This is a genomic window from Streptomyces noursei (genome assembly GCF_001646665.1).
GTDB lineage: Bacteria > Actinomycetota > Actinomycetes > Streptomycetales > Streptomycetaceae > Streptomyces > Streptomyces lavendulocolor.
In genome coordinates this window covers 1-21,316 of record NZ_LWBU01000362.1, presented here as the reverse complement: position 1 = coordinate 21,316, position 21,316 = coordinate 1, and the positions used below count along the sequence as shown (strand labels likewise).

Here is a 21,316-nt window from a genome sequence, read left to right as displayed (position 1 = left end):
GCCCGTTGGCCGAAAGCCGTGCCCCGCTCGCCCCGGCTACCCCTTCAGTGCCTTGTCGACGGCGGTGGTGAACGCGGCGGCGGTCATGGGGGCGTTCTTGCCGCCCGCGTCCGTGACCGGCTTGCCGTCCATCCGCAGCGTGGGCGTACCGGTGACGCCGCTCTTGTCGAAGGCCGCGGACATCTTCATCGCCCAGGCGTCGAAGGTGCCCTCCTCGACGTTCTTCTTGAACGCGGCGTTGCTCTTCAGCGCCGGGACGGTGTCGGCGATCTCCAGGAGGTAGGAGTCCTTGGCGAACTTGTCCTGGCTCTCCTCGGGGTGGAACTTCGCCGAGTAGAGCGCCGCCTTGTAGTCGAGGAACGCCTCGGGGCCGACGTCGAGGGCGGCTCCCAGCGCGGACAGCGCGTTCTTGGAGCCCTCGCCCTGGTCGCTGTTGTCGATGAAGGTGGCACCGACGTACTGGAGCTTGTACTTGCCGGCGGCGACGTCCTTCTCGATCGTCTCGCCCACCCCCTGCTCGAAGACCGCGCAGACCGGGCAGCGGGAGTCCTCGTAGATCTCCAGCGTCTTCTTCGCGGCCGGCTTGCCGATGACGACGGTGGTGCCGTTCTCGCCCGAGGTGTTCTTCGGCGCGGTGACGGTCCCGGGCTCCTTCGCCGCCTCCCAGTGGGTGGGCTTGTTCGCCTGCATCACGGCGTACCCGACGCCGCCCGCCAGCGCCAGGACGGCCACCGCCGAGACCGCGACGGTGACCTGCCGGCGGACCTTGTCCTTCTTGGCCTGGCGCTCGCGCTCCTGGCGGAGCCGCTCGCGGGCCGCCGCCTTGTTCGCCTGGCTGTTGCGTGCACTCATGATGATGTTCTCCGTGACGGATCCGTACGAAAGGGGGACTGCCGTGCTCAGGCGGCGAGAGCCGCCCGGCACGGCGGTCCGCGCCGGCCCACGGAGTGCACGAGGAGAAGGGTGCGGGAGGGGCGCGGCCGGTCTGCCGGCCGTACTCCCCGGCACACGGCCGGTCCCGCCGCGCCGGCCGCGGCCACCGCGAGCAGCAGCGGCCGGAACGCGAAGGCAGCCGCCGACCGCACCAGCCCGGCCAGCGCGCGCTCGCCCCGGCGCAGCCAGGCGGAGGCGACCAGCCCCACCGTGACGTGCGCGGCCAGCAGCAGCCAGGGCAGCGCCGGGTCGGGGGAGCGGAGCAGGGCGGCGGCGCCGCCCTCCGTGGCCGCGACACCCGGCAGCGGGGCGCCCACGGAGCCACCGCACAGCACGTCGACGCCCACCGACCGCAGGGAGCCCGCGACGGGGCCGCCGGCCGGTCCGTAGCAGACGTGCTGGCCGGTGGTGAAGACCGTGTCGGCGGCCAGCTCCAGGGGGACGAGCAGTCCCGCGATGTGCCGGAATCCGCGCTCGGTGCCCGCCGAGGCGTACGCGACGCCGAAGACCGCCGCGGTGACCCCCGCGACGGTCGCGACGGGCAGCGGGACGCCGGAGAGCAGCACGTGGGAGGCGACGGACAGCGTCACGACCAGTGCCGTGAAGAACGCTGCCCGCAGCCACCTGAGCCGGGTCCCCGATATGCCGTCCATCGCCGCCGAGTGTGCCACGACCGGCTGTAAGCGGTCCCTAAAGGAACCGGCCTCCCGGGCCGCTCGGGGCCGGTTCCCGCCAGGTGCCTACAGGCCGGGGATACGGCCGTTGCGGAACAGGTCGACGAAGATCTGGTGGTCCGCCCGCGCCCGGGCGCCGTACGCGTGCGCGAAGTCCACCAGCAGGTCGCCGAAGCCCTCCTCGTCGGCGGCGATCGCCGCGTCGATGGCGCGCTCGGTGGAGAACGGCACCAGGGAGTGCCCGCTCTCGTCGTCCGCCGCCGCGTGCATGGTGGCCGTCGCGCGGCCGAGGTCGGCAACGGTCGCGGCGATCTCCTCCGGGTCGTCGATGTCCGACCAGTCCAGGTCCACCGCGTACGGCGAGACCTCCGCCACCAGCTGCCCGGCCCCGTCCAGCTCCGTCCAGCCGAGCCACGGGTCGGCGTGCGCCTGGAGCGCCCGCTGCGAGATGACCGTTCGGTGCCCCTCGTGCTGGAAGTAGTCGCGGACCGCCCGGTCGGTCACGTGGCGTGACACCGCCGGGGTCTGCGCCTGCTTCATGTAGATCACGACATCGTTCTCGAGGGCGTCGCTGTTGCCTTCGAGCAGGATGTTGTACGACGGCAGCCCGGCGGACCCTATGCCGATGCCGCGCCGCCCCACCACGTCCTTGACGCGGTACGAGTCGGGCCGGGCCAGGCTGGACTCCGGCAGCGTCTCCAGGTACCCGTCGAACGCCGCCAGCACCTTGTAGCGGGTGGCCGCGTCCAGCTCGATCGCCCCGCCGCCCGCCGCGAACCGGCGCTCGAAGTCACGGATCTCCGTCATCGACTCCAGCAGCCCGAACCGGGTCAGCGAGCGGGCGACGCGCAGGGCGTCCAGCAGCGGCCCCTCGGCCGTGTCCAGCGTGAAGGGCGGGACCTCGTCGTTCTTGGCGCCCTTGGCCAGCGAGTGGATCCGCTCCCGGTAGGCGGCCGCGCAGATCCGCACCAGCTCGGTGATCTGGCCGTCGCTGAGCGCCTTGGCGTACCCGATCAGGGCGAGGGAGGCCGACAGCCGCTTCAGGTCCCAGGTGAAGGGGCCGACGTACGCCTCGTCGAAGTCGTTGACGTTGAAGACGAGCCGCCCGTTGGCGTCCATGTAGGTGCCGAAGTTCTCGGCGTGCAGGTCGCCGTGGATCCACACCCGGGAGGTCCGCTCGTCCAGGTACGCGCCGCCGTGCTGCTCCCGGCCGAGGTCGGCGTAGAACAGGCAGGCCGTGCCCCGGTAGAAGGCGAAGGCCGAGCCGGCCATCTTCCGGAACTTGACGCGGAAGGCGGCCGGGTCGGCCGCCAGGAGCGCGCCGAAGGCGGTGCCGAAGACGGAGAGTATCTGCTCACCGCGTTCCTCGGCGGTGGGCTGCGGGACCGACATCGCGGGGTGCCTCCTGGTGCTGGCGGGTGCGAGCGCACTCTTGATCGCGCGCATGACAAAAGGGACGGGCCCTCCGTCCCCCTCCAACGCGTGACCCCCCTCCCGAGTGCCCGGCCGCTGTCGGTGCGGCGACGTAGACTTCCGAGCTGTCCCCCATCCCCGACCGCCGGAGGCAGCAACCGTGTCGAAGCCGCCGTTCACGCACCTTCACGTGCACACCCAGTACTCGCTGCTGGACGGTGCCGCGCGGCTCAAGGACATGTTCAACGCCTGCAACGAGATGGGCATGACGCACATCGCCATGTCCGACCACGGCAACCTCCACGGGGCGTACGACTTCTTCCACACCGCGAAGAAGGCGGGGGTCACCCCGATCATCGGCATCGAGGCGTACGTCGCCCCCGAGTCGCGCCGCAACAAGCGCAAGATCCAGTGGGGCCAGCCGCACCAGAAGCGGGACGACGTCTCCGGCTCGGGTGGCTACACCCACAAGACGATCTGGGCGGCGAACGCCACCGGCCTGCACAACCTCTTCCGGCTCTCCTCCGACGCGTACAAGGAGGGCTGGCTGCAGAAGTGGCCGCGCATGGACAAGGAGACCATCGCCAAGTGGTCGGAGGGGCTCATCGCCTCCACCGGCTGCCCCTCGGGCGAGCTCCAGACCCGGCTGCGCCTCGGCCAGTTCGACGAGGCCCTGAAGTCGGCCTCCGAGTACCAGGACATCTTCGGCAAGGACCGGTACTTCCTGGAGCTGATGGACCACGGCATCGAGATCGAGCGCCGGGTCCGCGACGGTCTGCTGGAGATCGGCAAGAAGCTCGGCATCCCGCCGCTGGTCACCAACGACTCCCACTACACGTACGCGCACGAGGCCACCGCCCACGACGCGCTGCTGTGCATCCAGACCGGCAAGAACCTCTCCGACCCCGACCGCTTCAAGTTCGACGGCACCGGCTACTACCTCAAGTCCACGGACGAGATGTACGCCATCGACTCCTCGGACGCCTGGCAGGAGGGCTGCGCCAACACGCTCCTGGTCGCCGAGCAGATCGACACCACCGGCATGTTCGAGAAGCGCGACCTCATGCCGAAGTTCGACATCCCCGAGGGCCACACCGAGGTCAGCTGGTTCAAGGAGGAGGTCCAGCGCGGCATGGAGCGCCGTTTCCCCGGGGGCATCCCCGAGGACCGCCGCCAGCAGGTCGAGTACGAGATGGACGTCATCATCCAGATGGGGTTCCCGGGGTACTTCCTCGTCGTCGCCGACTTCATCATGTGGGCCAAGAACCAGGGCATCGCGGTGGGCCCCGGCCGAGGCTCCGCGGCCGGCTCGATCGTGGCGTACGCGCTGGGCATCACCGACCTCGACCCCATCCCGCACGGCCTGATCTTCGAGCGCTTCCTCAACCCCGAGCGCGTCTCCATGCCCGACGTCGACATCGACTTCGACGAGCGCAGGCGCGTCGAGGTGATCAGGTACGTGACCGAGAAGTACGGCGAGGACAAGGTCGCCATGATCGGCACGTACGGCACGATCAAGGCCAAGAACGCGATCAAGGACTCCGCGCGCGTCCTGGGCTACCCGTACGCGATGGGCGACCGCATCACCAAGGCCATGCCCGCCGACGTCCTCGGCAAGGGCATCCCGCTCTCCGGCATCACCGACCCCTCCCACCCCCGGTACTCGGAGGCGGGCGAGGTGCGCGGGATGTACGAGAACGAACCGGACGTGAAGAAGGTCATCGACACCGCGCGCGGTGTGGAGGGCCTGGTCCGGCAGATGGGCGTGCACGCCGCCGGCGTGATCATGTCCAGCGAGCCGATCGTCGACCACGTCCCCGTCTGGGTGCGGCACACCGACGGCGTCACCATCACGCAGTGGGACTACCCGAGCTGCGAGTCGCTCGGCCTGCTGAAGATGGACTTCCTCGGCCTGCGCAACCTCACGATCATGGACGACGCCGTCAAGATGGTGAAGGCCAACAAGGGGATCGACATCGATCTCCTGAGCCTGCCGCTCGACGACCCGACGACCTTCGAGCTGCTCCAGCGCGGCGACACCCTCGGCGTCTTCCAGTTCGACGGCGGCCCCATGCGGTCCCTGCTGCGGCTGATGAAGCCCGACAACTTCGAGGACATCTCCGCCGTCTCGGCCCTGTACCGGCCGGGCCCGATGGGCATGAACTCGCACACGAACTACGCGCTGCGCAAGAACGGCCAGCAGGAGATCACCCCGATCCACCCCGAGCTGGAGGAGCCGCTCAAGGAGGTCCTGGGCGTCACCTACGGCCTCATCGTCTACCAGGAGCAGGTCCAGAAGGCCGCCCAGATCATCGCCGGGTACTCGCTCGGCGAGGCCGACATCCTCCGCCGCGTCATGGGCAAGAAGAAGCCCGAGGAGCTGGCGAAGAACTTCACCATCTTCCAGGCCGGCGCCAAGAAGAACGGCTACAGCGACGAGGCGATCCAGGCGCTGTGGGACGTGCTGGTGCCCTTCGCCGGCTACGCCTTCAACAAGGCCCACTCCGCCGCGTACGGACTCGTCTCCTACTGGACGGCCTACCTCAAGGCGAACCACCCGGCCGAGTACATGGCCGCGCTGCTCACCTCGGTCAAGGACGACAAGGACAAGTCGGCCGTCTACCTGAACGAGTGCCGCCGCATGGGCATCAAGGTGCTCCCGCCGAACGTCAACGAGTCCGAGTCGAACTTCGCCGCCCAGGGTGACGACGTCATCCTCTTCGGCCTGTCCGCCGTGCGGAACGTCGGCACCAACGTCGTCGAGTCGATCATCCGGTGCCGCAAGGCGAAGGGGAAGTACAGCTCCTTCCCCGACTTCCTCGACAAGGTCGAGGCGGTCGTCTGCAACAAGCGCACCATCGAGTCGCTGATCAAGGCCGGGGCCTTCGACGAGATGGGCCACACCCGCAAGGGCCTGGTCGCCCACCACGAGCCGATGATCGACAACGTGGTCGCGGTGAAGCGCAAGGAGGCCGAGGGGCAGTTCGACCTCTTCGGCGGCATGGGGGAGGAGACCAGCGACGAGCCGGGCTTCGGACTCGACGTCGAGTTCTCCGACGTCGAGTGGGAGAAGTCCTACCTGCTCGCGCAGGAGCGCGAGATGCTCGGCCTGTACGTCTCCGACCACCCGCTCTTCGGCATCGAGCACGTCCTGTCCGACAAGACCGACGCGGCGATCTCCCAGCTCACGGGCGGGGAGCACTCCGACGGCGCGGTCGTCACCATCGGCGGCATCATCTCCGGCCTCCAGCGGAAGATGACCAAGCAGGGCAACGCCTGGGCGATCGCCACCGTCGAGGACCTCGCCGGTTCCATCGAGTGCATGTTCTTCCCGGCGACGTACCAGCTGGTGTCCACCCAGCTCGTCGAGGACACCGTGGTCTTCGTCAAGGGCCGCCTCGACAAGCGGGAGGACGTGCCCCGGCTGGTCGCCATGGAGCTGATGGTCCCCGACCTGTCGTCGGCCGGCACCAACGCGCCCGTGGTCCTCACCATCCCCACGGTGAAGGTGACCCCGCCGATGGTCAGCCGCCTCGGCGAGATCCTCAGCCACCACAAGGGCAACACCGAGGTGCGGATCAAGCTCCAGGGGCCGCGGTCCACCACCGTGCTCCGGCTCGACCGGCACCGCGTCCAGCCCGACCCGGCGCTCTTCGGCGACCTGAAGGTCCTGCTCGGCCCGGCCTGCCTGGCCGGCTGACCGGCGGCCCGGCCCACGGGCGGCGGTACACCGCCGCCCGGTGCCGTGCCGTCCCGGCCGAGCCCGCCCCCGTACGCGCGGAAGGGGCGCGCCCGTCGTCACGGGTGCGCCCCTTCCGTCGTCCGCGGGGTCGGGCCGGGCCTAGTTGTGGCCGAACCTCTTCTGCCGGCCCTTGCCGGCGACGTCCGCGGGAGTGACCTGGGAGATGCGGTGCTCGGCCTGGGCCTCCATCGAGGAGGTCTTCGCCTGCTGCGCGCCGCGCTCCGCGGGCGACGCCTTCTGACTGCGGTCCGACTTCTTGTTCTTGGCCATGGTGGTGCCTCCGTGGGGTGTAGGGGCCAGGGCCGCTGCCAGACTCACATACGCACATAGTGCGCGCATTTTGGATCATTGCGGACGGTAGTCGACCGCCATCACGGGGGGTCGGGACGATCCGCCACGCCGATGATCCAGTTCCGGCCGTTAACCCTGCGGCAGTCGGGCAGACTCGAAGGAAACCCGAAGCAACTTCCGATCCCGAGGTTCCCGAAAGAGGGTGGAACACGTGGACCGCTGCGTCGTTCTGGTGGACGCCGGCTACCTGCTGGGAGCCGCCGCCAGCCTTCTCGCCGGGGAACCGGCACGCTCACGGATCACCGTCGACCACACCGCCCTCATCCACGGCCTGCGGGAACGCGCCGAGGCCGACACCCAGCAGCCGCTGCTGCGGATCTACTGGTTCGACGGCGCTCCCGACCGCGTGCCCCAGCCGGAACACCGCAGGCTGCGCGTGATGCCCCGCGTCACCGTCCGGCTGGGCGCCCTGACGCGCAGCGACGGCCGGTGGGCCCAGAAGGGCGTCGACGCCGCGATGCACGCCGAACTCACCGAGCTGGCCCGCAACCGGGCCTGCTCCGACATCGTGCTCGTCACCGGCGACGGGGACCTGCTGCCCGGCCTGATGTCCGCCAAGGAGCACGGCGTCGCCGTCCACCTGTGGGCCGTCCAGGCCGCCGACGGCGACTACAACCAGTCCGAGGACCTCGTCGCCGAGGCCGACGAGCGCCGGGTGCTGGACCGCGAATGGATCACCCGGGCCGTACGCGCCAAGGAGCTCACCGGTCCCTGCTCGCCCCCGCCCGTGCCGCGCCCCGAGATCGCCGCCATCCTCTCCGCCCCCCTGCCGGAGTCCGCGCTCGCCGCCTCCGCCGAGCGCGCCGCCGAAGCCGCCGCCGCTGCCGCCGCGGGCAACGGCGTCACCGGGGTCGGCGGCGTCACCGGCGTCAACGGCACGGCGCCGTCCGTCAACGGCAGGCCCGCCGTCAACGGGACCACCGTCAACGGCCGGACCGTCCACGGCACGCCCCGTGAACCGTCGGAGGCCGCCACCGACCAGGCCGGCGCACCCTCACCCGGCGGCACCCGGGGCGGTGGCGTCCCCACGCCCAAGGACCTGGCCGCCCTCCACGCCCCCGGCCACCAGTCCGCCGGCGGCCCGGCAGCCGCGGCCACCGCCGCCCAGCCCGCCAACGCCACCCTCCGCTGGTCCTCCGACCGGGGCTGGGTCGACCGGCCCGGCGGCACGGTCGGCGAACCGCCCGAGACCGCGTCCCTGCCCACGCTCGCCCAGCTCACCAGCGCCGAGCAGCGCTGGGCCGACCGCGAGGAGGACATCACCACGGTCGGCGGCGACCCCTTCGAGGTCGGCCAGGTCTTCGCGCGGCGCTGGATGGAACGGCTCCCCGACCCGGCCCACGTACAGAAGCTCTCGACCATGTACCCGCGCATCCCGCACCGCATCGACGGCGAACTGCTGCGCTACGCGGCGCGCTTCGGTCTGCTCGCCCACAAGGACGACCAGATCGACGAGCACGACCGGTACGCGATCAGGGCCGGGTTCTGGCGCGAGATCGACGTGCGGGCGGCGGCCGAGCACGCCCCCGTGGGCGAATAGGGCACGGCGACCCTTTAGGCTCATCCCTCGTGAGTACGGTGTGCGTGGTGCGGGAGCTGGTCAAGACGTACCCCGCCACGCGCGGCAGGCGCGGGCGGCCCGCGACACCCGAGGTGCGCGCCACCGACGGGGTGTCGCTGGAGGTGCGCGGCGGCGAGATCTTCGGTCTGCTCGGCCCCAACGGCGCGGGCAAGTCCACCCTGGTCCGGCAGCTGACCGGCCTGATGCGGCCCGATTCCGGCACCGTCCAGGTGCTCGGACACGACCTGGTGCGCCACCCCGAGCGGGCCGCGCGCCTCATCGGCTACCTCGGGCAGGAGTCCACCGCCCTCGACGAGCTGACCGTCGCGCTCGCCGCCGAGACCACCGGCCGGCTGCGCGGCCTCACCGCCCGGGACGCCCGGGCGGAGCGGGACGCGGTGCTGGACGAGCTGGGCCTCACCCCGCTCGCCGGGCGCCCCCTGAAGAAGCTGTCCGGCGGCCAGCGCCGGCTCGCCTGTTTCGCCACCGCGCTGGTCGGGGAGCGGCCGGTGCTGGTCCTCGACGAGCCGACCACCGGCATGGACCCGGTCGCCCGGCGCGCCGTGTGGGCCGCGGTCGACCGCCGGCGCGCCCGGCAGGGCACGACTGTGCTGCTCGTCACGCACAACGTCATCGAGGCCGAGACCGTACTGGACCGGGTCGCCGTGCTGGAGCGCGGGCGGGTCATCGCCTGCGACACCCCCGCCGGGCTCAAGGAACGGGTGGCCGGCGAGGTGCGGGTGGAACTGGTGTGGCGCGAGCGGGCGCCGCTGGACGTGCCGGAGGTGGCCGCGCTGCGGGGATCGGCGCAGGAGTCCGGGCGGACCTGGGTGCTGCGCATGGCGCCCGACGAGGCACGGGCGGCGGTCGCGGCGGTGACGGGCGGTGCCGCGTTCGCCGCCCTCGACGACTTCACGCTGGCGACGCCGAGCCTGGAGGACGTGTACCTCGCCCTCGGCGGCGAGACGAAGGGCCTGGTCAAGGCATGAACAGGAGCATCCGTTGAGCATCATGCCCGCACAGGCCCTGGCCTCCGGCACGGTCGTCCCGGCGCAGGCCGGCGAACCCGCCGTGCGCGACGCGGCGCCGCTCGCCCCGCGGGCCCGGCTGCTGCCGGCGCTCGCCGCGGTGTACACGGCCCAGCTGTCGCGGGCCCGGGTGGCCCGCATCCCGCTGCTGTTCGTGGCGACGTTCCAGTCCGTCGGGATCATGGTGCTGATGCGCGGGGTCGTCGACGGGGGCGCCGAGGCGCGGGCCGTCGTCGCCGGGTCCTCGGTGCTGGTGGTCGCCTTCGTGGCGCTGAACCTGCTCGCCCAGTACTTCGGCCAGCTGCGGGCGAGCGGCGGCCTCGACCACTACGCCACGCTGCCGGTGCCGCCCGCCGCGGTGGTGCTCGGCGCGGCCGGCGCGTACGCGTCCTTCACGGTGCCGGGCACGATCGTGACGGCGGTGGCCGGCTCCGTCCTCTTCCAGCTGCCCCTCACCCACCTGTGGATCCTCGCGGCGGTCGTCCCGCTCGCGGGCGCCGCGCTCGCCGGGCTCGGCGCGGCGCTCGGGCTGCTCGCCCCGCGCCAGGAACTCGCCACCCTGCTGGGCCAGCTCGGCATGTCGGCCGCGCTGCTGCTGGGCGTGCTGCCGGCCGACCGGCTGCCGGGTCCGATCGGGTGGGCGCGGGACCTGCTGCCCTCGACGTACGGGGTGGAGGCGCTCGCCCGGACGTTCGACGCCCGGCCCGACTGGGCGGCCGTCGGGCTCGATCTCGCGGTGTGCGCGGCGGTCGGCGTGGTGTCGCTGGCCGTCGCGACGTGGGCGTACCGGCGGGCGGCGGTCCGGTGAGGCACCGCCCGGACACGCCTGGCACGATGGCAGGGTGACCGCACCGCTGACTCCGCCGCACCGGCCGTCCCCGCAGGACCCCGCCTGGCCGCCCCCGTACCCCGCCGCCCCGAAGGGCGCCGACGGCACGGACGACACGCCGGACGCCGCCACGGAGGTACGCCAGGGTCTCGTGGTGCTGCTCGCGGTGACCCTGGCGGGTCTTGCCCTCGGGCTGCTGTGGCTGTGGCTCGCCCCGCGCATCCCGCTGATCTCGGACGGCAAGGCGGTGTTCCTCAAGGACACCGAGGGGGAGAACGCGGTCGGCGCCGACGGCACGTTCACGCTGCTCGCGCTGGGCCTCGGGGCGCTGAGCGCGGCGGTGGTCTTCTGGTTCCACCGGCACGGCGGCATCGCGATCGTGATCGGACTCGCCCTCGGCGGGCTGCTCGGTTCGCTCCTCGGCTGGGGCGTCGGCACCCTGCTCGGCCCGGCGCACGACGTGGCGGAGCACGCCCGCGCGGTCGGCGCGGGCGTCACCTTCCATGCGCCGCTGGAGCTGAAGGCGCACGGGGCGATCCTGGCGTGGCCGGTGGCCGCGATGCTCGTCCACCTGGCGCTCACGGGCCTCTTCGGGCCCCGCGACCCGGAACCCGGCTGGGACGACGCCCTGCCGCCCCTGCCGCCCCCGCACGACACCCCGGCGCCCCCGCACGACGCCCGCCCCTGACACGGTGACGCCCGGCCCCGGACGGGCCCGCCCCTGACCGGCGGGCCCGTCCGGGCGGGAACCTAGGAGGGGCGGCGGCCGATCGGCGCCAGCACCGCGCCGGTGAGGGCCGCCAGGTCCGCCGGGGCGAGCTCGACCTCCAGGCCGCGGCGCCCCGCCGAGACGCAGACCGTACCGTGCTCCGACGCCGAGGCGTCCAGGACGGTGCGCAGCCGCTTGCGCTGGCCCAGCGGGGAGATGCCGCCCCGGACGTACCCCGTGGTGCGTTCCGCCGCGGCCGGGTCGGCCATCGCCGCCCGCTTGCCGCCCACCGCCGCCGCGAGGGCCTTCAGGTCCAGCTGGCCGGCGACCGGGACGACCGCGACGGTCAGCTCCCCGTCGACGTCCGCGACCAGCGTCTTGAAGACCCGGTCGGCCGGGACCCCGAGGGCCTCGGCGGCCTCCTCGCCGTACGAGGGGGAGGCGGGGTCGTGGTCGTACGCGTGCAGGGTGAAGGGGGTGCCCGCGGCGGTCAGGGCCACTGTCGCCGGGGTGCCGGCCGCCTGCTTCTTCTGCTTCTTCGCCACGTGGTCGTCGTCCCTCGCTCGCTTCAGTTGGGGCTCGTGGGCGCCCGGGTCAGGTCCACCGCCGGCAACGACGGCAGGTGCCGCAGCACGGCCGTCTCCGCCCGCAGCAGGTGCAGCTCCTCGCGCAGCCGCGTCGCCGTGTCGGGCGCCTGGAGGAGCCGCTGCTTGGCCGGGGTGTCCAGCACCGCCGCCGCGGCCACCAGGTAGGAGACCACCGAGGGCTCGTCGGGCAGTTCCTGACTCGACGTCACGGACCGCTCGCGCGCTCCCGCCAGCCGCTTCTGGTAGGCGCGGAACGCCCGCAGGACTCCCTCGGCGAGCGCGCCCGCCCCGTCGCCCTGCTCCTCCTCCAGCTCCTCCAGCTCCGCCGTCAGATACGGTCCGGTCGCGTCGACCGACAGCAGCTTCACCCGGGTCGTCCCGGTCGCCAGCACCTCGAAGCTGCCGTCCTCCCGTTCCCGGATCGTCGCCGCGTCGGCGATGCAGCCGACCCGGTGGAACGCCTGGGCCGGGTCCGGCCCGAAGCCCGCGGCCGGTCCCTTCTCGGGCAGCGCCGTCTGGTCGGGCAGCCCGGGCGCGGTGGGCGCGACCTCACGCCCGTCGCGGATCGCCACGACGGCGAAGCGGCGCGGCTCCGACTCGTCGGTCTTGAGCAGCTCGCGCATCATGGCGCGATAACGCTCCTCGAAGACGTTCAGGGGCAGCACGAGGCCCGGGAACAGCACCGCGTTCAGCGGGAAGAGTGGCAGGCGAGCGGTGGTCACAGCGGTCAAGCGTAATGGCCGCCCGGACGGCCGCGTCCGGCCCGTCCCCGCAACGGGACGGCGGACGCCACTTCGAGGCGTACGCCGTCGCGCGCGTCGAGGAACCGGCCCAGCGGATCCTCGCTCTCCGACGACCAGGGGAACGACGTCGCGTACGGGCCGATCAGCCGGAACTGGTCCAGCGCCGCCGCCCACCGCGCCCGCCCCGCCAGCACGTACACCAGGACGTTGCGGACCTCGGCCGGCCACGGGTCGGCCACCGGGTACCGCCCGGACAGCTCGACCGCCAGGTCCGCCGCCGCGTCGATCCGCTCCTCCGGGACCGAGCCGGCGTCACCCGCCGTCAGCCGGGCGAAGGCGGCCCGCACCGGCAGCGCCCTGACCAGCGACCCGGGCAGCGCGTCGGCGGCGGCCTGCTCGGCGAAGTCGAAGCACTCGCGGTGCGCGCCGCGCCGCTGCGCGGACAGGTACTTCAGGGCGGCCACGTGGCACCCGTAGTGGTGCGCGGCCCGGCGCACGGCCTGCTCCCACAACGCCTCGAAGGCGCCGTGCGAGGCGTGCGTGCCGCGCGCGTGGTCCAGCGCCAGCCGCCACGGCACCGGGTCGCGCGGGGCGGCCTCGGCCGCCGCCTCGATCAGCGGCCGCAGCCCGAGCAGGCGCTCGGCCCGCGCCGGGGACTCCCACGCGCGGCGGACCGCCACCTCGGCGCGCACCAGCAGCGCGTCCGGATCGTGCGGGGTGGCCGCGAGCCAGCCCGCCAGCCACTCGTCCCGGCCGCGCGCGAAGGCGGCCAGCCGCGTGACGTACCGGTCGCGGCTCTCCCACTCGGCGGCGCCGCGCGTGGCGGCCAGCAGCTTCGCGGCCGGTTCGTGGTCCCCGAGCGCGGCGGCGACCAGGGCCGGGGCGAGCCGCTCGTCGGGCGCGTCGAGCAGCACCGCGTGGTCCGGCGCCAGCCCGTCCGCGAGGTGCGGCGCGTGCCGGACCCCGCGGGCGGTACTGAGCAGGGCACGGAGCAGAGACATGGTGCGGACCATTGAAAGCCGCAGGTGGGAGCCGCGCCAGGGGCCTTGCTGTGAAGCTTTGGTAGGGGCGGAATGGTTGCACGCCCGATTGCCAAGAGAACGTAAAGAAAGAGGCGTACGGGTGTGTCAGCTGCGCCGCAGGAGACGGGAGGCACCGGCTGCGACCGTGGTGGCGAGGATCCAGCCCAGCAGGATGAGCACGGTCGACGTCCACTGCCAGGCGCCCCCCAGCCGCCAGTAGCCGTCCTGGCCGAGATTGATCACCGGCAGCAGCAGGTCCAGCGCGTACAGGGCCGCGTTCCAGTTCGGGTGCTCGCCCGGCTTGATCGCCGGCGGATCGCACCGCGAGAAGGCGAGGGTCCCCGCCGCCCACAGCACCGCCATCCACAGCGCCGCCCGCCCCGGCCGGTAGCCGTACGCCACCGTCCAGTCCTGGAGGTAGCCCCACATCTTGGCCGCCAGCGGCAGCGTCTCGCGCCTCCTGCGCTGCTTGGCCAGCAGCACCTCCCGGGCGTCGGCGTCCTCCCCGCTGTTGCGCAGCACCGTCGCCAGCCGCTCGTACGGCTCGGGGGCGAACTCCGGGGTCGCCGCCGCCACCCACTCCAGCCGGCGGGAGAGCGGGAAGTGGCCGTACGGCACGAGGTTCTCGTAGACGAAACCGCCCATCGCCAGCCCGCCGGGGCCGGGCCAGCTGGTCGACAGGTCGATCAGCGTCACGACCTTGGCGCCGTTGAGCACCACCCGCCCCTCCTCCGGGCGCTCGCCGTTGAAACGCAGCTCGGGGGTGACGATCCGGCGCAGCGACAGCTCCTCGCGCTGCTCCGACGACAGCAGGAACCGGGCGTGGTGGAAGTCCACCGCGTCCCCGAACCGGCCGTCGTCCAGCCGCACCCCGCCCCGGCACTCGAACGGCTGAATCCGGGTGCCGCGCATCGGTGTGTTGAAGTTGGCCAGCCCGCCCGGCGGTGTGGCACCCGCCGCGTTCCCCGTCCGGTCGCTGACCCACGCGTACGTCAGGTACAGCGTCCGCTCCACGGTCAGCTGCGGCGCGTTGAGCGCCCGCCGGCCCTCCGCGCCCCGCAGCCTGCTGCCGCGCAGGCTCAGCGAGACGCCGACCTTCGCCCCGCGCAGCGAGAACTCCCCCTGCGTCTCGATCAGCTCCGCCGTCAGGTCCTGCGCCACCGACATCCCGTCGGCCACGATCGCCCTGCCCCGCCGGTCGGAGCCCACGTGGATCTGGCTGATCAGCAGGTCCGTGCCGATCTGCGCGTCGGTCAGCCGCATGCCGCGGTCCACCCGGCAGCGCGGCAGGTGCAGGTCGCCCTCCGTGTGCAGCCGGGCCGCCTCCAGCCGCGGTATCGCGCACTTGACCATGCGCAGCGTGGTGAACCGCGACTCCGGCAGCACCACCTCGTTCTCGAACCGGCAGCCGTGCAGCTCCACGTACGGCCCGACCGTGCCGCCCGCGAGGTCGAGCGTGCCGGTGATGTGCACCCCGCGCAGCTTCAGCGCCGAGACCCGCCCGGCCAGTGCGGGCGGTCCGTCCAGCAGCAACAGCGCCACCTTGTCGGCCCGCACGCTCCGCTCGGGCGGCCAGACCCGGGGCGAGAACGGGTCGTCCAGCATCGCGTTGCCGGTGCTCAGGTCGTACGTGGCGCCGATCCGGAAGGCCTGCCACATCCCCACCTCGGACGGGGTGAGGTCGGCCGGCACATCGTCGTCGTGCGGCTCGGTCACTGCCGCCCCCTCCGCTTCCCCTGTTTCGTACGGTTGTTCTTCCCGCTCTGTGACGGACCGAACGCTAACGGTCAGGTGTGACAACAAGACGCCACTGCGGCGTGTATCAGCCAGTGATACGGACGCTCGGACGCGCGACGCCGTCTGCGAGAATTGACCTGTGATCTCACGAATCGATCTGCGCGGCGACGCCCTCCCGGAGGGTGGCGCTCTGCGCGACCTGCTGCCCCGTGCCGAGTTCGACGTGGAAGCCGCCCTGGAGAAGGTGCGGCCGATCTGCGAGGCCGTGCACCATCGGGGGGACGCGGCGCTGATCGACTACGCGGAGAAGTTCGACGGGGTCGTCCTCGACCAGGTGCGGGTTCCGGCCGCCGCGCTCACGCGCGCGCTGGAGGAGCTCGACCCGGCCGTCCGCGCCGCCCTGGAGGAGTCGATCCGCCGGGCCAGGACGGTCCACCGCGCGCAGCGCCGCGAGGAGCACACCACCCGGGTGGTGCCCGGCGGCACGGTCACCGAGAAGTGGGTCCCGGTCCAGCGCGTCGGCCTGTACGCGCCCGGCGGCCGCTCCGTCTACCCCTCGTCCGTGATCATGAACGCCGTGCCGGCGCAGGAGGCGGGGGTCGAGTCGATCGCCCTCGCGTCGCCGCCGCAGAAGGAGCACGGCGGCCTTCCGCACCCCACCATCCTCGCCGCCTGCGCCCTGCTCGGCGTCGACGAGGTGTACGCGGCCGGAGGCGCCCAGGCGGTCGCCATGTTCGCGTACGGCACCGAGTCCTGCCCGCCGGCCAACATGGTCACCGGCCCCGGCAACATCTGGGTCGCCGCCGCCAAGCGGTACTTCACCGGCCGGATCGGCATCGACACCGAGGCCGGCCCGACCGAGATCGCCGTCCTCGCCGACGACACCGCCGACCCGGCGCACGTCGCCGCCGACCTGATCAGCCAGGCCGAGCACGACCCGCTCGCCGCCGCCGTCCTGGTCACCGACTCCACCGACCTCGCCGAGGCGGTCGAGAAGGAGCTGGAGCCCCAGGTCGCCGCCACCCGGCACGTCGACGACCGGATCGTGCCCGCCCTGCGCGGCCGGCAGTCCGCGATCGTGCTGGTCGACGGCCTGGAGGAGGGCCTGCGCGTCGTCGACGCGTACGGCGCGGAGCACCTGGAGATCCAGACCGCCGACGCGGCGGCCGTCGCCCGGCGCGTCCGCAACGCCGGCGCGATCTTCGTCGGGCCGTGGGCGCCGGTCTCGCTCGGCGACTACTGCGCCGGCTCCAACCACGTGCTGCCGACCGGCGGCTGCGCCTGCCACTCCTCGGGGCTGTCCGTGCAGTCGTTCCTGCGCGGCATCCACATCGTGGACTACACGCGCGACGCGCTCGCCGAGGTGGCGCACCACGTGGTCACCCTCGCCGAGGCGGAGGACCTGCCGGCGCACGGCGCGGCGATCAAGGCCCGGTTCGGGTGGAAGGTGCCCGGTCAGTGAACGTGAACATCGACGACCTGCCCATCCGCGACGAGCTGCGCGGCAAGTCCCCCTACGGCGCCCCGCAGCTCGACGTGCCCGTGCGCCTCAACACCAACGAGAACCCGTACCCGCTGCCCGAACCGCTCGTCGAGCGGATCGCCGAGCGCGTCCGGGAGGCGGCCCGCACGCTCAACCGCTACCCCGACCGGGACGCCGTCGAGCTCCGTACGGAACTGGCCGCCTACCTCACCCGCACCACCGGCCACCAGGTCGGCCTCGCCAACGTGTGGGCCGCCAACGGCTCCAACGAGGTCCTCCAGCAGCTGCTCCAGACCTTCGCCGGGCCGGGCCGCCTCGCGATCGGCTTCGAACCCTCGTACTCGATGCACGGCCTCATCTCGCGCGGGACCGGGACGGGCTGGATCTCCGGGCCGCGCAACGACGACTTCACCATCGACGTCGCCGCCGCGACGGCCGCCATCGCCGCGCACCGCCCCGACGTCGTGTTCATCACCTCGCCCAACAACCCCACGGGCACCGCCGTCGAGGCGGAGACCGTGCTGGCGCTGTACGAGGCGGCCCAGGCGGCCAAGCCGTCGCTGGTCGTGGTCGACGAGGCGTACGTGGAATTCAGCCACCGCCCGTCGCTGTTGTCCCTCATCGAGGACCGCCCCCACCTGGTGGTCTCCCGCACCATGTCCAAGGCGTTCGGCGCGGCGGGCCTCCGCCTGGGCTACCTGGCGGCGCACCCGGCCGTGGTCGACGCCGTCCAGCTCGTCCGCCTGCCGTACCACCTGTCGGCCGTCACCCAGGCCACCGCGCTCGCGGCCCTGGAGCACACCGATACGCTGCTGGGGTACGTCGAGCAGCTGAAGGCGGAGCGGGACCGGCTGGTCACCGAGCTGCGCGCGCTCGGTTACGAGGTGACCGACTCCGACGCCAACTTCGTACAGTTCGGACGTTTCACTGGTGAGGGCGGCGCGCACACCGTGTGGCAGAAGATCCTCGACCGGGGCGTCCTCGTCCGTGACAACGGCGTACCCGGCTGGCTGCGGGTCACCGCCGGCACACCGCAAGAGAACGACGCGTTCCTGGATGCGGTTCGCGCACTGAAGAAGGAGCAGAGCTCATGAGCCGCGTAGGACGGGTCGAGCGCACCACCAAGGAGACGTCCGTCGTCGTCGAGATAGACCTCGACGGCACCGGAAAGGTCGACGTGTCGACCGGCGTCGGCTTCTACGACCACATGCTGGACCAGCTCGGCCGCCACGGACTGTTCGACCTCACCGTCAAGACCGACGGCGACCTGCACATCGACTCGCACCACACCATCGAGGACACCGCCCTCGCCCTCGGCGCCGCCTTCAAGCAGGCCCTCGGCGACAAGGTGGGCATCTATCGGTTCGGCAACTGCACGGTGCCGCTGGACGAGTCCCTCGCCCAGGTCACCGTCGACCTCTCCGGCCGCCCCTACCTGGTGCACACCGAGCCCGAGAACATGGCGCCGATGATCGGCTCCTACGACACCACGATGACCCGGCACATCCTGGAGTCCTTCGTCGCCCAGGCCCAGATCGCGCTGCACGTCCACGTCCCGTACGGGCGCAACGCCCACCACATCGTGGAGTGCCAGTTCAAGGCCCTCGCCCGCGCCCTGCGGTACGCCTCGGAGCGCGACCCGCGCGCGGCCGGCATCCTGCCCTCCACGAAGGGCGCGCTGTGACGGGTCTTTCGACCATCCTGATCGTGGTCGGCCTCTTCCTCGCGGGAGGCGTGTACTCCTTCAGCAAGCAGGGGATGCCCCGGGGCGTCATCGTCCTGTTGGCCGTCGCCTCGGCGATGTGCCTGGTGGCGGGCGTCATGCGGATCCAGGGAATCTGGGAATGAGCGCGATGAACACCTCCAAGAAGGTCGTGGTCTTCGACTACGGGTTCGGCAACGTCCGCTCCGCCGAGCGGGCCCTCGCCCACGTCGGCGCCGACGTCGAGATCACCCGCGACTACGACAGGGCCATGAACGCCGACGGGCTCCTCGTCCCCGGTGTCGGCGCCTTCTCCGCCTGCATGGCCGGGCTGAAGGAGGCCCGCGGCGACTGGATCGTGGAGCGCCGGCTCTCCGGCGGCCGGCCCGTCATGGGCATCTGCGTCGGCATGCAGATCCTCTTCGGCCGGGGCATCGAGCACGGCGTGGAGACCGAGGGACTGGACGAGTGGCCCGGCACGGTCGGCCCCCTGAAGGCCCCCGTCGTCCCCCACATGGGCTGGAACACCGTCGAGGCCCCCGAGGACAGCGAGCTGTTCGCCGGCCTGGACGCCGACACCCGGTTCTACTTCGTCCACTCCTACGCCGTCCACGACTGGACGCTGGAGATCGCCAACCCCGCGATGCGCGCGCCCAGGGTCACCTGGTCCACGCACGGCGAACGGTTCGTCGCCGCCGTCGAGAACGGTGCCCTGTGGGCGACCCAGTTCCACCCCGAGAAGTCCGGGGACGCCGGCGCGCAGCTGCTGACCAACTGGCTCGACACCTTCTGAGCCGCCCCGGCCGGTGCGGGCACCGTCCCGTACCGGCCCCCGACCCGTCCCGACCCGCCAAAAGGATCCAGGAACCGCTGAGATGAGCAAGCTCGAACTCCTCCCCGCCGTCGACGTCCGCGACGGCCAGGCCGTCCGGCTCGTCCATGGCGAGTCCGGCACGGAGACCTCCTACGGCTCCCCGCTGGAGGCCGCCCTCGCCTGGCAGCGCGCGGGCGCCGAGTGGCTTCATCTGGTGGACCTCGACGCCGCCTTCGGCACCGGGGACAACCGGGAGCTGATCTCCGAGGTCGCCGGGGCCATGGACATCAAGGTGGAACTGTCCGGCGGCATCCGGGACGACGCGTCGCTCGCCGCCGCGCTCGCCACCGGCTGCACCCGCGTCAACCTGGGCACGGCCGCCCTGGAGACCCCCGAGTGGGTCGCCAAGGTCATCGCCGAGCAGGGGGACAGGATCGCGGTCGGCCTGGACGTCCGCGGCACGACGCTGCGCGGCCGCGGCTGGACCCGCGACGGCGGCGACCTCTACGAGACCCTGGCCCGCCTCGACTCCGAGGGCTGCGCCCGCTACGTGGTCACCGACATCGCCAAGGACGGCACGCTGCAGGGCCCGAACCTGGAGCTCCTGCGCAACGTCTGCGCGGCCACCGACAAGCCGGTCGTCGCCTCCGGGGGCGTCTCGTCGCTGGACGACCTGCGCGCGCTGTCCGGGCTCGTCCCGCTCGGCGTCGAGGGCGCCATCGTCGGCAAGGCCCTGTACGCCAAGGCGTTCACCCTGGAGGAAGCGCTCGCGGCGGTGGCCGGATGACCGGCTCCGACGTACGCCGGGTGGTGACCGGCGCGCCGTGGGAGGAGCAGTTCGGCTACTCCCGTGCCGTCGAGCTCCCCAACGGGCTGGTCCTGGTCTCCGGCTGCACCTCGATCGTCGACGGCGAGATCGCCGGCGGCGGCCCCCACGAGCAGACGGTCAACGCCTTCAACGTGGCCTTCGCCGCGCTGGGACAGCTCGGACTGGGCCCCGCCGACGTGGTGCGCACCCGGATGTACCTCACCCACGCCCGGGACGTGGAGGAGGTCGGCCGCGCCCACAAGGAGCTGTTCGACGGCGTCCGTCCCGCCGCTTCCATGATCATCGTGTCCGGTTTCGTCGACCCGAGCCTGGTCGTCGAGGTGGAGGTCGAGGCGTACCGGGCCGACACCACCCGAGGAGGTGCCGCGTCATGACCCTCGCGGTACGCGTCATCCCCTGCCTGGACGTCGACAACGGCCGGGTCGTCAAGGGCGTCAACTTCCAGAACCTCCGCGACGCGGGCGACCCCGTCGAGATGGCCAAGCTGTACGACGCCGAGGGCGCCGACGAGCTGACCTTCCTCGACATCACCGCCTCGTCCGGGGACCGCGAGACCACCTACGACGTGGTGCGCCGCACCGCCGAGCAGGTCTTCATCCCGCTGACCGTCGGCGGCGGCGTACGCAGTGCCGACGACGTCGACCGGCTGCTGCGCGCCGGCGCCGACAAGGTCGGCGTCAACACGGCCGCCATCGCCCGCCCGGAGCTGATCCGGGAGATCGCCGAGCGGTTCGGCCGCCAGGTGCTCGTCCTGTCGGTGGACGCCCGCCGCACCCCCGAGGGCACGTTCGAGGTCACCACGCACGGCGGCCGCCGCGGGACCGGCATCGACGCCGTCGAGTGGGCCCACCGGGCCGCCGAGCTGGGCGCGGGCGAGATCCTGCTCAACTCGATGGACGCGGACGGCACCAAGGACGGCTACGACACCGAGATGATCGCCGCCGTCCGCAAGCACGTCACGGTGCCGGTGATCGCCTCCGGTGGCGCGGGCCGCCTGGACCACTTCCCGCCGGCGATCGGAGCGGGCGCCGACGCGGTGCTCGCCGCGTCCGTCTTCCACTTCGGCGACCTGCGGATCTCCGAGGTGAAGGCAGCCCTGCGCGAGGCGGGTCACCCCGTCCGCTAGGGAGTGTCCGCGAAGTATCGGCGTCCGCCCGGA

General features: G+C 72.5%; 21 protein-coding genes. 13 read left to right on the top strand and 8 right to left on the bottom strand.

Annotation, left to right across the window (positions count from 1 at the left end; genetic code table 11):
* Positions 1-36: 36 nt before the first annotated feature.
* The 3 genes from A4V12_RS24790 to A4V12_RS24780 all read right to left on the bottom strand — a co-directional run bounded on the left by A4V12_RS24790 (position 37) and on the right by A4V12_RS24780 (position 2,999).
* Entirely contained in the window at positions 37-852 is an 816-nt protein-coding gene (locus tag A4V12_RS24790) for a DsbA family protein (protein WP_064071701.1), read from the bottom strand.
* A 47-nt stretch (positions 853-899) separates the two neighbouring features.
* Positions 900-1,586 carry a hypothetical protein gene (locus A4V12_RS24785; RefSeq protein WP_064071626.1) on the bottom strand — a complete coding sequence of 229 codons (687 nt, stop codon included), beginning with the start codon at positions 1,584-1,586 and terminating at the stop codon, positions 900-902.
* A gap of 87 nt (positions 1,587-1,673) precedes the next feature.
* Complete coding sequence (locus tag A4V12_RS24780; RefSeq protein ID WP_064071625.1) at positions 1,674-2,999, bottom strand: DUF2252 domain-containing protein; 1,326 nt, start codon at positions 2,997-2,999, stop codon at positions 1,674-1,676.
* Positions 3,000-3,180: 181 nt separating this feature from the next.
* Here A4V12_RS24780 and dnaE point away from each other — a divergent pair, with 181 nt between their 5' ends.
* Entirely contained in the window at positions 3,181-6,720 is a 3,540-nt protein-coding gene (gene dnaE / locus A4V12_RS24775) for a DNA polymerase III subunit alpha (protein ID WP_064071624.1), read from the top strand.
* A 141-nt stretch (positions 6,721-6,861) separates the two neighbouring features.
* Here dnaE and A4V12_RS38135 read toward each other — a convergent pair whose 3' ends face one another.
* The gene (locus tag A4V12_RS38135) at positions 6,862-7,032 is read right to left on the bottom strand and encodes a hypothetical protein (protein WP_199831375.1); all 171 of its coding nucleotides are present in this window, start codon (positions 7,030-7,032) and stop codon (positions 6,862-6,864) included.
* Between the two features lie 232 nt (positions 7,033-7,264).
* Between A4V12_RS38135 and A4V12_RS24770 the strand changes: the two genes are divergently transcribed.
* From A4V12_RS24770 to A4V12_RS24755, 4 genes are read left to right on the top strand one after another with little or no spacing between them, the layout of a single operon-like run.
* Positions 7,265-8,653: an NYN domain-containing protein gene (locus tag A4V12_RS24770; protein ID WP_064071700.1), complete on the top strand. Its 1,389-nt coding sequence runs from the start codon at positions 7,265-7,267 to the stop codon at positions 8,651-8,653.
* Positions 8,654-8,691: 38 nt separating this feature from the next.
* Complete coding sequence (locus A4V12_RS24765) at positions 8,692-9,663, top strand: ABC transporter ATP-binding protein (protein WP_199831379.1); 972 nt, start codon at positions 8,692-8,694, stop codon at positions 9,661-9,663.
* A gap of 22 nt (positions 9,664-9,685) precedes the next feature.
* Positions 9,686-10,510, top strand: a complete 825-nt coding sequence (locus A4V12_RS24760) for an ABC transporter permease (RefSeq protein ID WP_107415508.1) — start codon at positions 9,686-9,688, stop codon at positions 10,508-10,510.
* 34 nt (positions 10,511-10,544) lie between these two features.
* Positions 10,545-11,219, top strand: coding sequence for a DUF2567 domain-containing protein (locus A4V12_RS24755; protein ID WP_199831374.1), 675 nt, complete (start codon positions 10,545-10,547; stop codon positions 11,217-11,219).
* Positions 11,220-11,281: 62 nt separating this feature from the next.
* Here A4V12_RS24755 and ybaK read toward each other — a convergent pair whose 3' ends face one another.
* The 4 genes from ybaK to A4V12_RS24735 form a co-directional block, all read right to left on the bottom strand.
* Positions 11,282-11,785, bottom strand: coding sequence for a Cys-tRNA(Pro) deacylase (gene ybaK, locus A4V12_RS24750; RefSeq protein WP_064071621.1), 504 nt, complete (start codon positions 11,783-11,785; stop codon positions 11,282-11,284).
* 23 nt (positions 11,786-11,808) lie between these two features.
* On the bottom strand, positions 11,809-12,549 hold the full coding sequence (locus A4V12_RS24745) for an LON peptidase substrate-binding domain-containing protein (protein WP_064071620.1): 741 nt from the start codon (positions 12,547-12,549) through the stop codon (positions 11,809-11,811).
* A gap of 5 nt (positions 12,550-12,554) precedes the next feature.
* Positions 12,555-13,583: a hypothetical protein gene (locus A4V12_RS24740; RefSeq protein ID WP_064071619.1), complete on the bottom strand. Its 1,029-nt coding sequence runs from the start codon at positions 13,581-13,583 to the stop codon at positions 12,555-12,557.
* Positions 13,584-13,697: 114 nt separating this feature from the next.
* The gene (locus A4V12_RS24735; protein ID WP_064071618.1) at positions 13,698-15,308 is read right to left on the bottom strand and encodes a hypothetical protein; all 1,611 of its coding nucleotides are present in this window, start codon (positions 15,306-15,308) and stop codon (positions 13,698-13,700) included.
* A gap of 160 nt (positions 15,309-15,468) precedes the next feature.
* Between A4V12_RS24735 and hisD the strand changes: the two genes are divergently transcribed.
* From hisD to hisF, 8 genes are all read left to right on the top strand, one after another.
* Positions 15,469-16,791: a histidinol dehydrogenase gene (gene hisD, locus A4V12_RS24730; protein WP_064071617.1), complete on the top strand. Its 1,323-nt coding sequence runs from the start codon at positions 15,469-15,471 to the stop codon at positions 16,789-16,791.
* The gene (locus tag A4V12_RS24725) at positions 16,788-17,906 is read left to right on the top strand and encodes a histidinol-phosphate transaminase (RefSeq protein ID WP_064071616.1); all 1,119 of its coding nucleotides are present in this window, start codon (positions 16,788-16,790) and stop codon (positions 17,904-17,906) included. Before hisD ends, A4V12_RS24725 begins: the two co-directional genes overlap by 4 nt.
* A complete protein-coding gene (gene hisB, locus A4V12_RS24720; RefSeq protein WP_030492957.1) occupies positions 17,903-18,496 on the top strand; it encodes an imidazoleglycerol-phosphate dehydratase HisB in 594 nt (197 codons plus the stop codon). The genes A4V12_RS24725 and hisB overlap by 4 nt, the downstream gene beginning before the upstream one ends.
* Positions 18,493-18,660 carry a hypothetical protein gene (locus A4V12_RS38130; RefSeq protein ID WP_199831373.1) on the top strand — a complete coding sequence of 56 codons (168 nt, stop codon included), beginning with the start codon at positions 18,493-18,495 and terminating at the stop codon, positions 18,658-18,660. The genes hisB and A4V12_RS38130 overlap by 4 nt, the downstream gene beginning before the upstream one ends.
* 5 nt (positions 18,661-18,665) lie before the next feature.
* Positions 18,666-19,307: an imidazole glycerol phosphate synthase subunit HisH gene (gene hisH / locus A4V12_RS24715; RefSeq protein ID WP_064071615.1), complete on the top strand. Its 642-nt coding sequence runs from the start codon at positions 18,666-18,668 to the stop codon at positions 19,305-19,307.
* 82 nt (positions 19,308-19,389) lie between these two features.
* Complete coding sequence (gene priA, locus A4V12_RS24710) at positions 19,390-20,115, top strand: bifunctional 1-(5-phosphoribosyl)-5-((5-phosphoribosylamino)methylideneamino)imidazole-4-carboxamide isomerase/phosphoribosylanthranilate isomerase PriA (protein ID WP_064071614.1); 726 nt, start codon at positions 19,390-19,392, stop codon at positions 20,113-20,115.
* Positions 20,112-20,531, top strand: coding sequence for a RidA family protein (locus tag A4V12_RS24705; protein ID WP_064071613.1), 420 nt, complete (start codon positions 20,112-20,114; stop codon positions 20,529-20,531). The genes priA and A4V12_RS24705 overlap by 4 nt, the downstream gene beginning before the upstream one ends.
* Positions 20,528-21,283: an imidazole glycerol phosphate synthase subunit HisF gene (gene hisF, locus A4V12_RS24700; protein WP_064071612.1), complete on the top strand. Its 756-nt coding sequence runs from the start codon at positions 20,528-20,530 to the stop codon at positions 21,281-21,283. The genes A4V12_RS24705 and hisF overlap by 4 nt, the downstream gene beginning before the upstream one ends.
* Positions 21,284-21,316: the final 33 nt, after the last annotated feature.

Excerpts from the sequence above, each read along its gene's own strand:
- A4V12_RS24790 (WP_064071701.1), bottom strand. The coding sequence starts at position 852 with ATGAGTGCACGCAACAGCCAGGCGAACAAGGCGGCGGCCCGCGAGCGG.
- A4V12_RS24785 (WP_064071626.1), bottom strand. The coding sequence starts at position 1,586 with ATGGACGGCATATCGGGGACCCGGCTCAGGTGGCTGCGGGCAGCGTTC.
- A4V12_RS24780 (WP_064071625.1), bottom strand. The coding sequence starts at position 2,999 with ATGTCGGTCCCGCAGCCCACCGCCGAGGAACGCGGTGAGCAGATACTC.
- A4V12_RS38135 (WP_199831375.1), bottom strand. The coding sequence starts at position 7,032 with ATGGCCAAGAACAAGAAGTCGGACCGCAGTCAGAAGGCGTCGCCCGCG.
- A4V12_RS24760 (WP_107415508.1), top strand. The coding sequence starts at position 9,686 with ATGCCCGCACAGGCCCTGGCCTCCGGCACGGTCGTCCCGGCGCAGGCC.
- A4V12_RS24740 (WP_064071619.1), bottom strand. The coding sequence starts at position 13,583 with ATGGTCCGCACCATGTCTCTGCTCCGTGCCCTGCTCAGTACCGCCCGC.
- hisB (WP_030492957.1), top strand. The coding sequence starts at position 17,903 with ATGAGCCGCGTAGGACGGGTCGAGCGCACCACCAAGGAGACGTCCGTC.
- hisH (WP_064071615.1), top strand. The coding sequence starts at position 18,666 with ATGAACACCTCCAAGAAGGTCGTGGTCTTCGACTACGGGTTCGGCAAC.
- priA (WP_064071614.1), top strand. The coding sequence starts at position 19,390 with ATGAGCAAGCTCGAACTCCTCCCCGCCGTCGACGTCCGCGACGGCCAG.
- A4V12_RS24705 (WP_064071613.1), top strand. The coding sequence starts at position 20,112 with ATGACCGGCTCCGACGTACGCCGGGTGGTGACCGGCGCGCCGTGGGAG.
- hisF (WP_064071612.1), top strand. The coding sequence starts at position 20,528 with ATGACCCTCGCGGTACGCGTCATCCCCTGCCTGGACGTCGACAACGGC.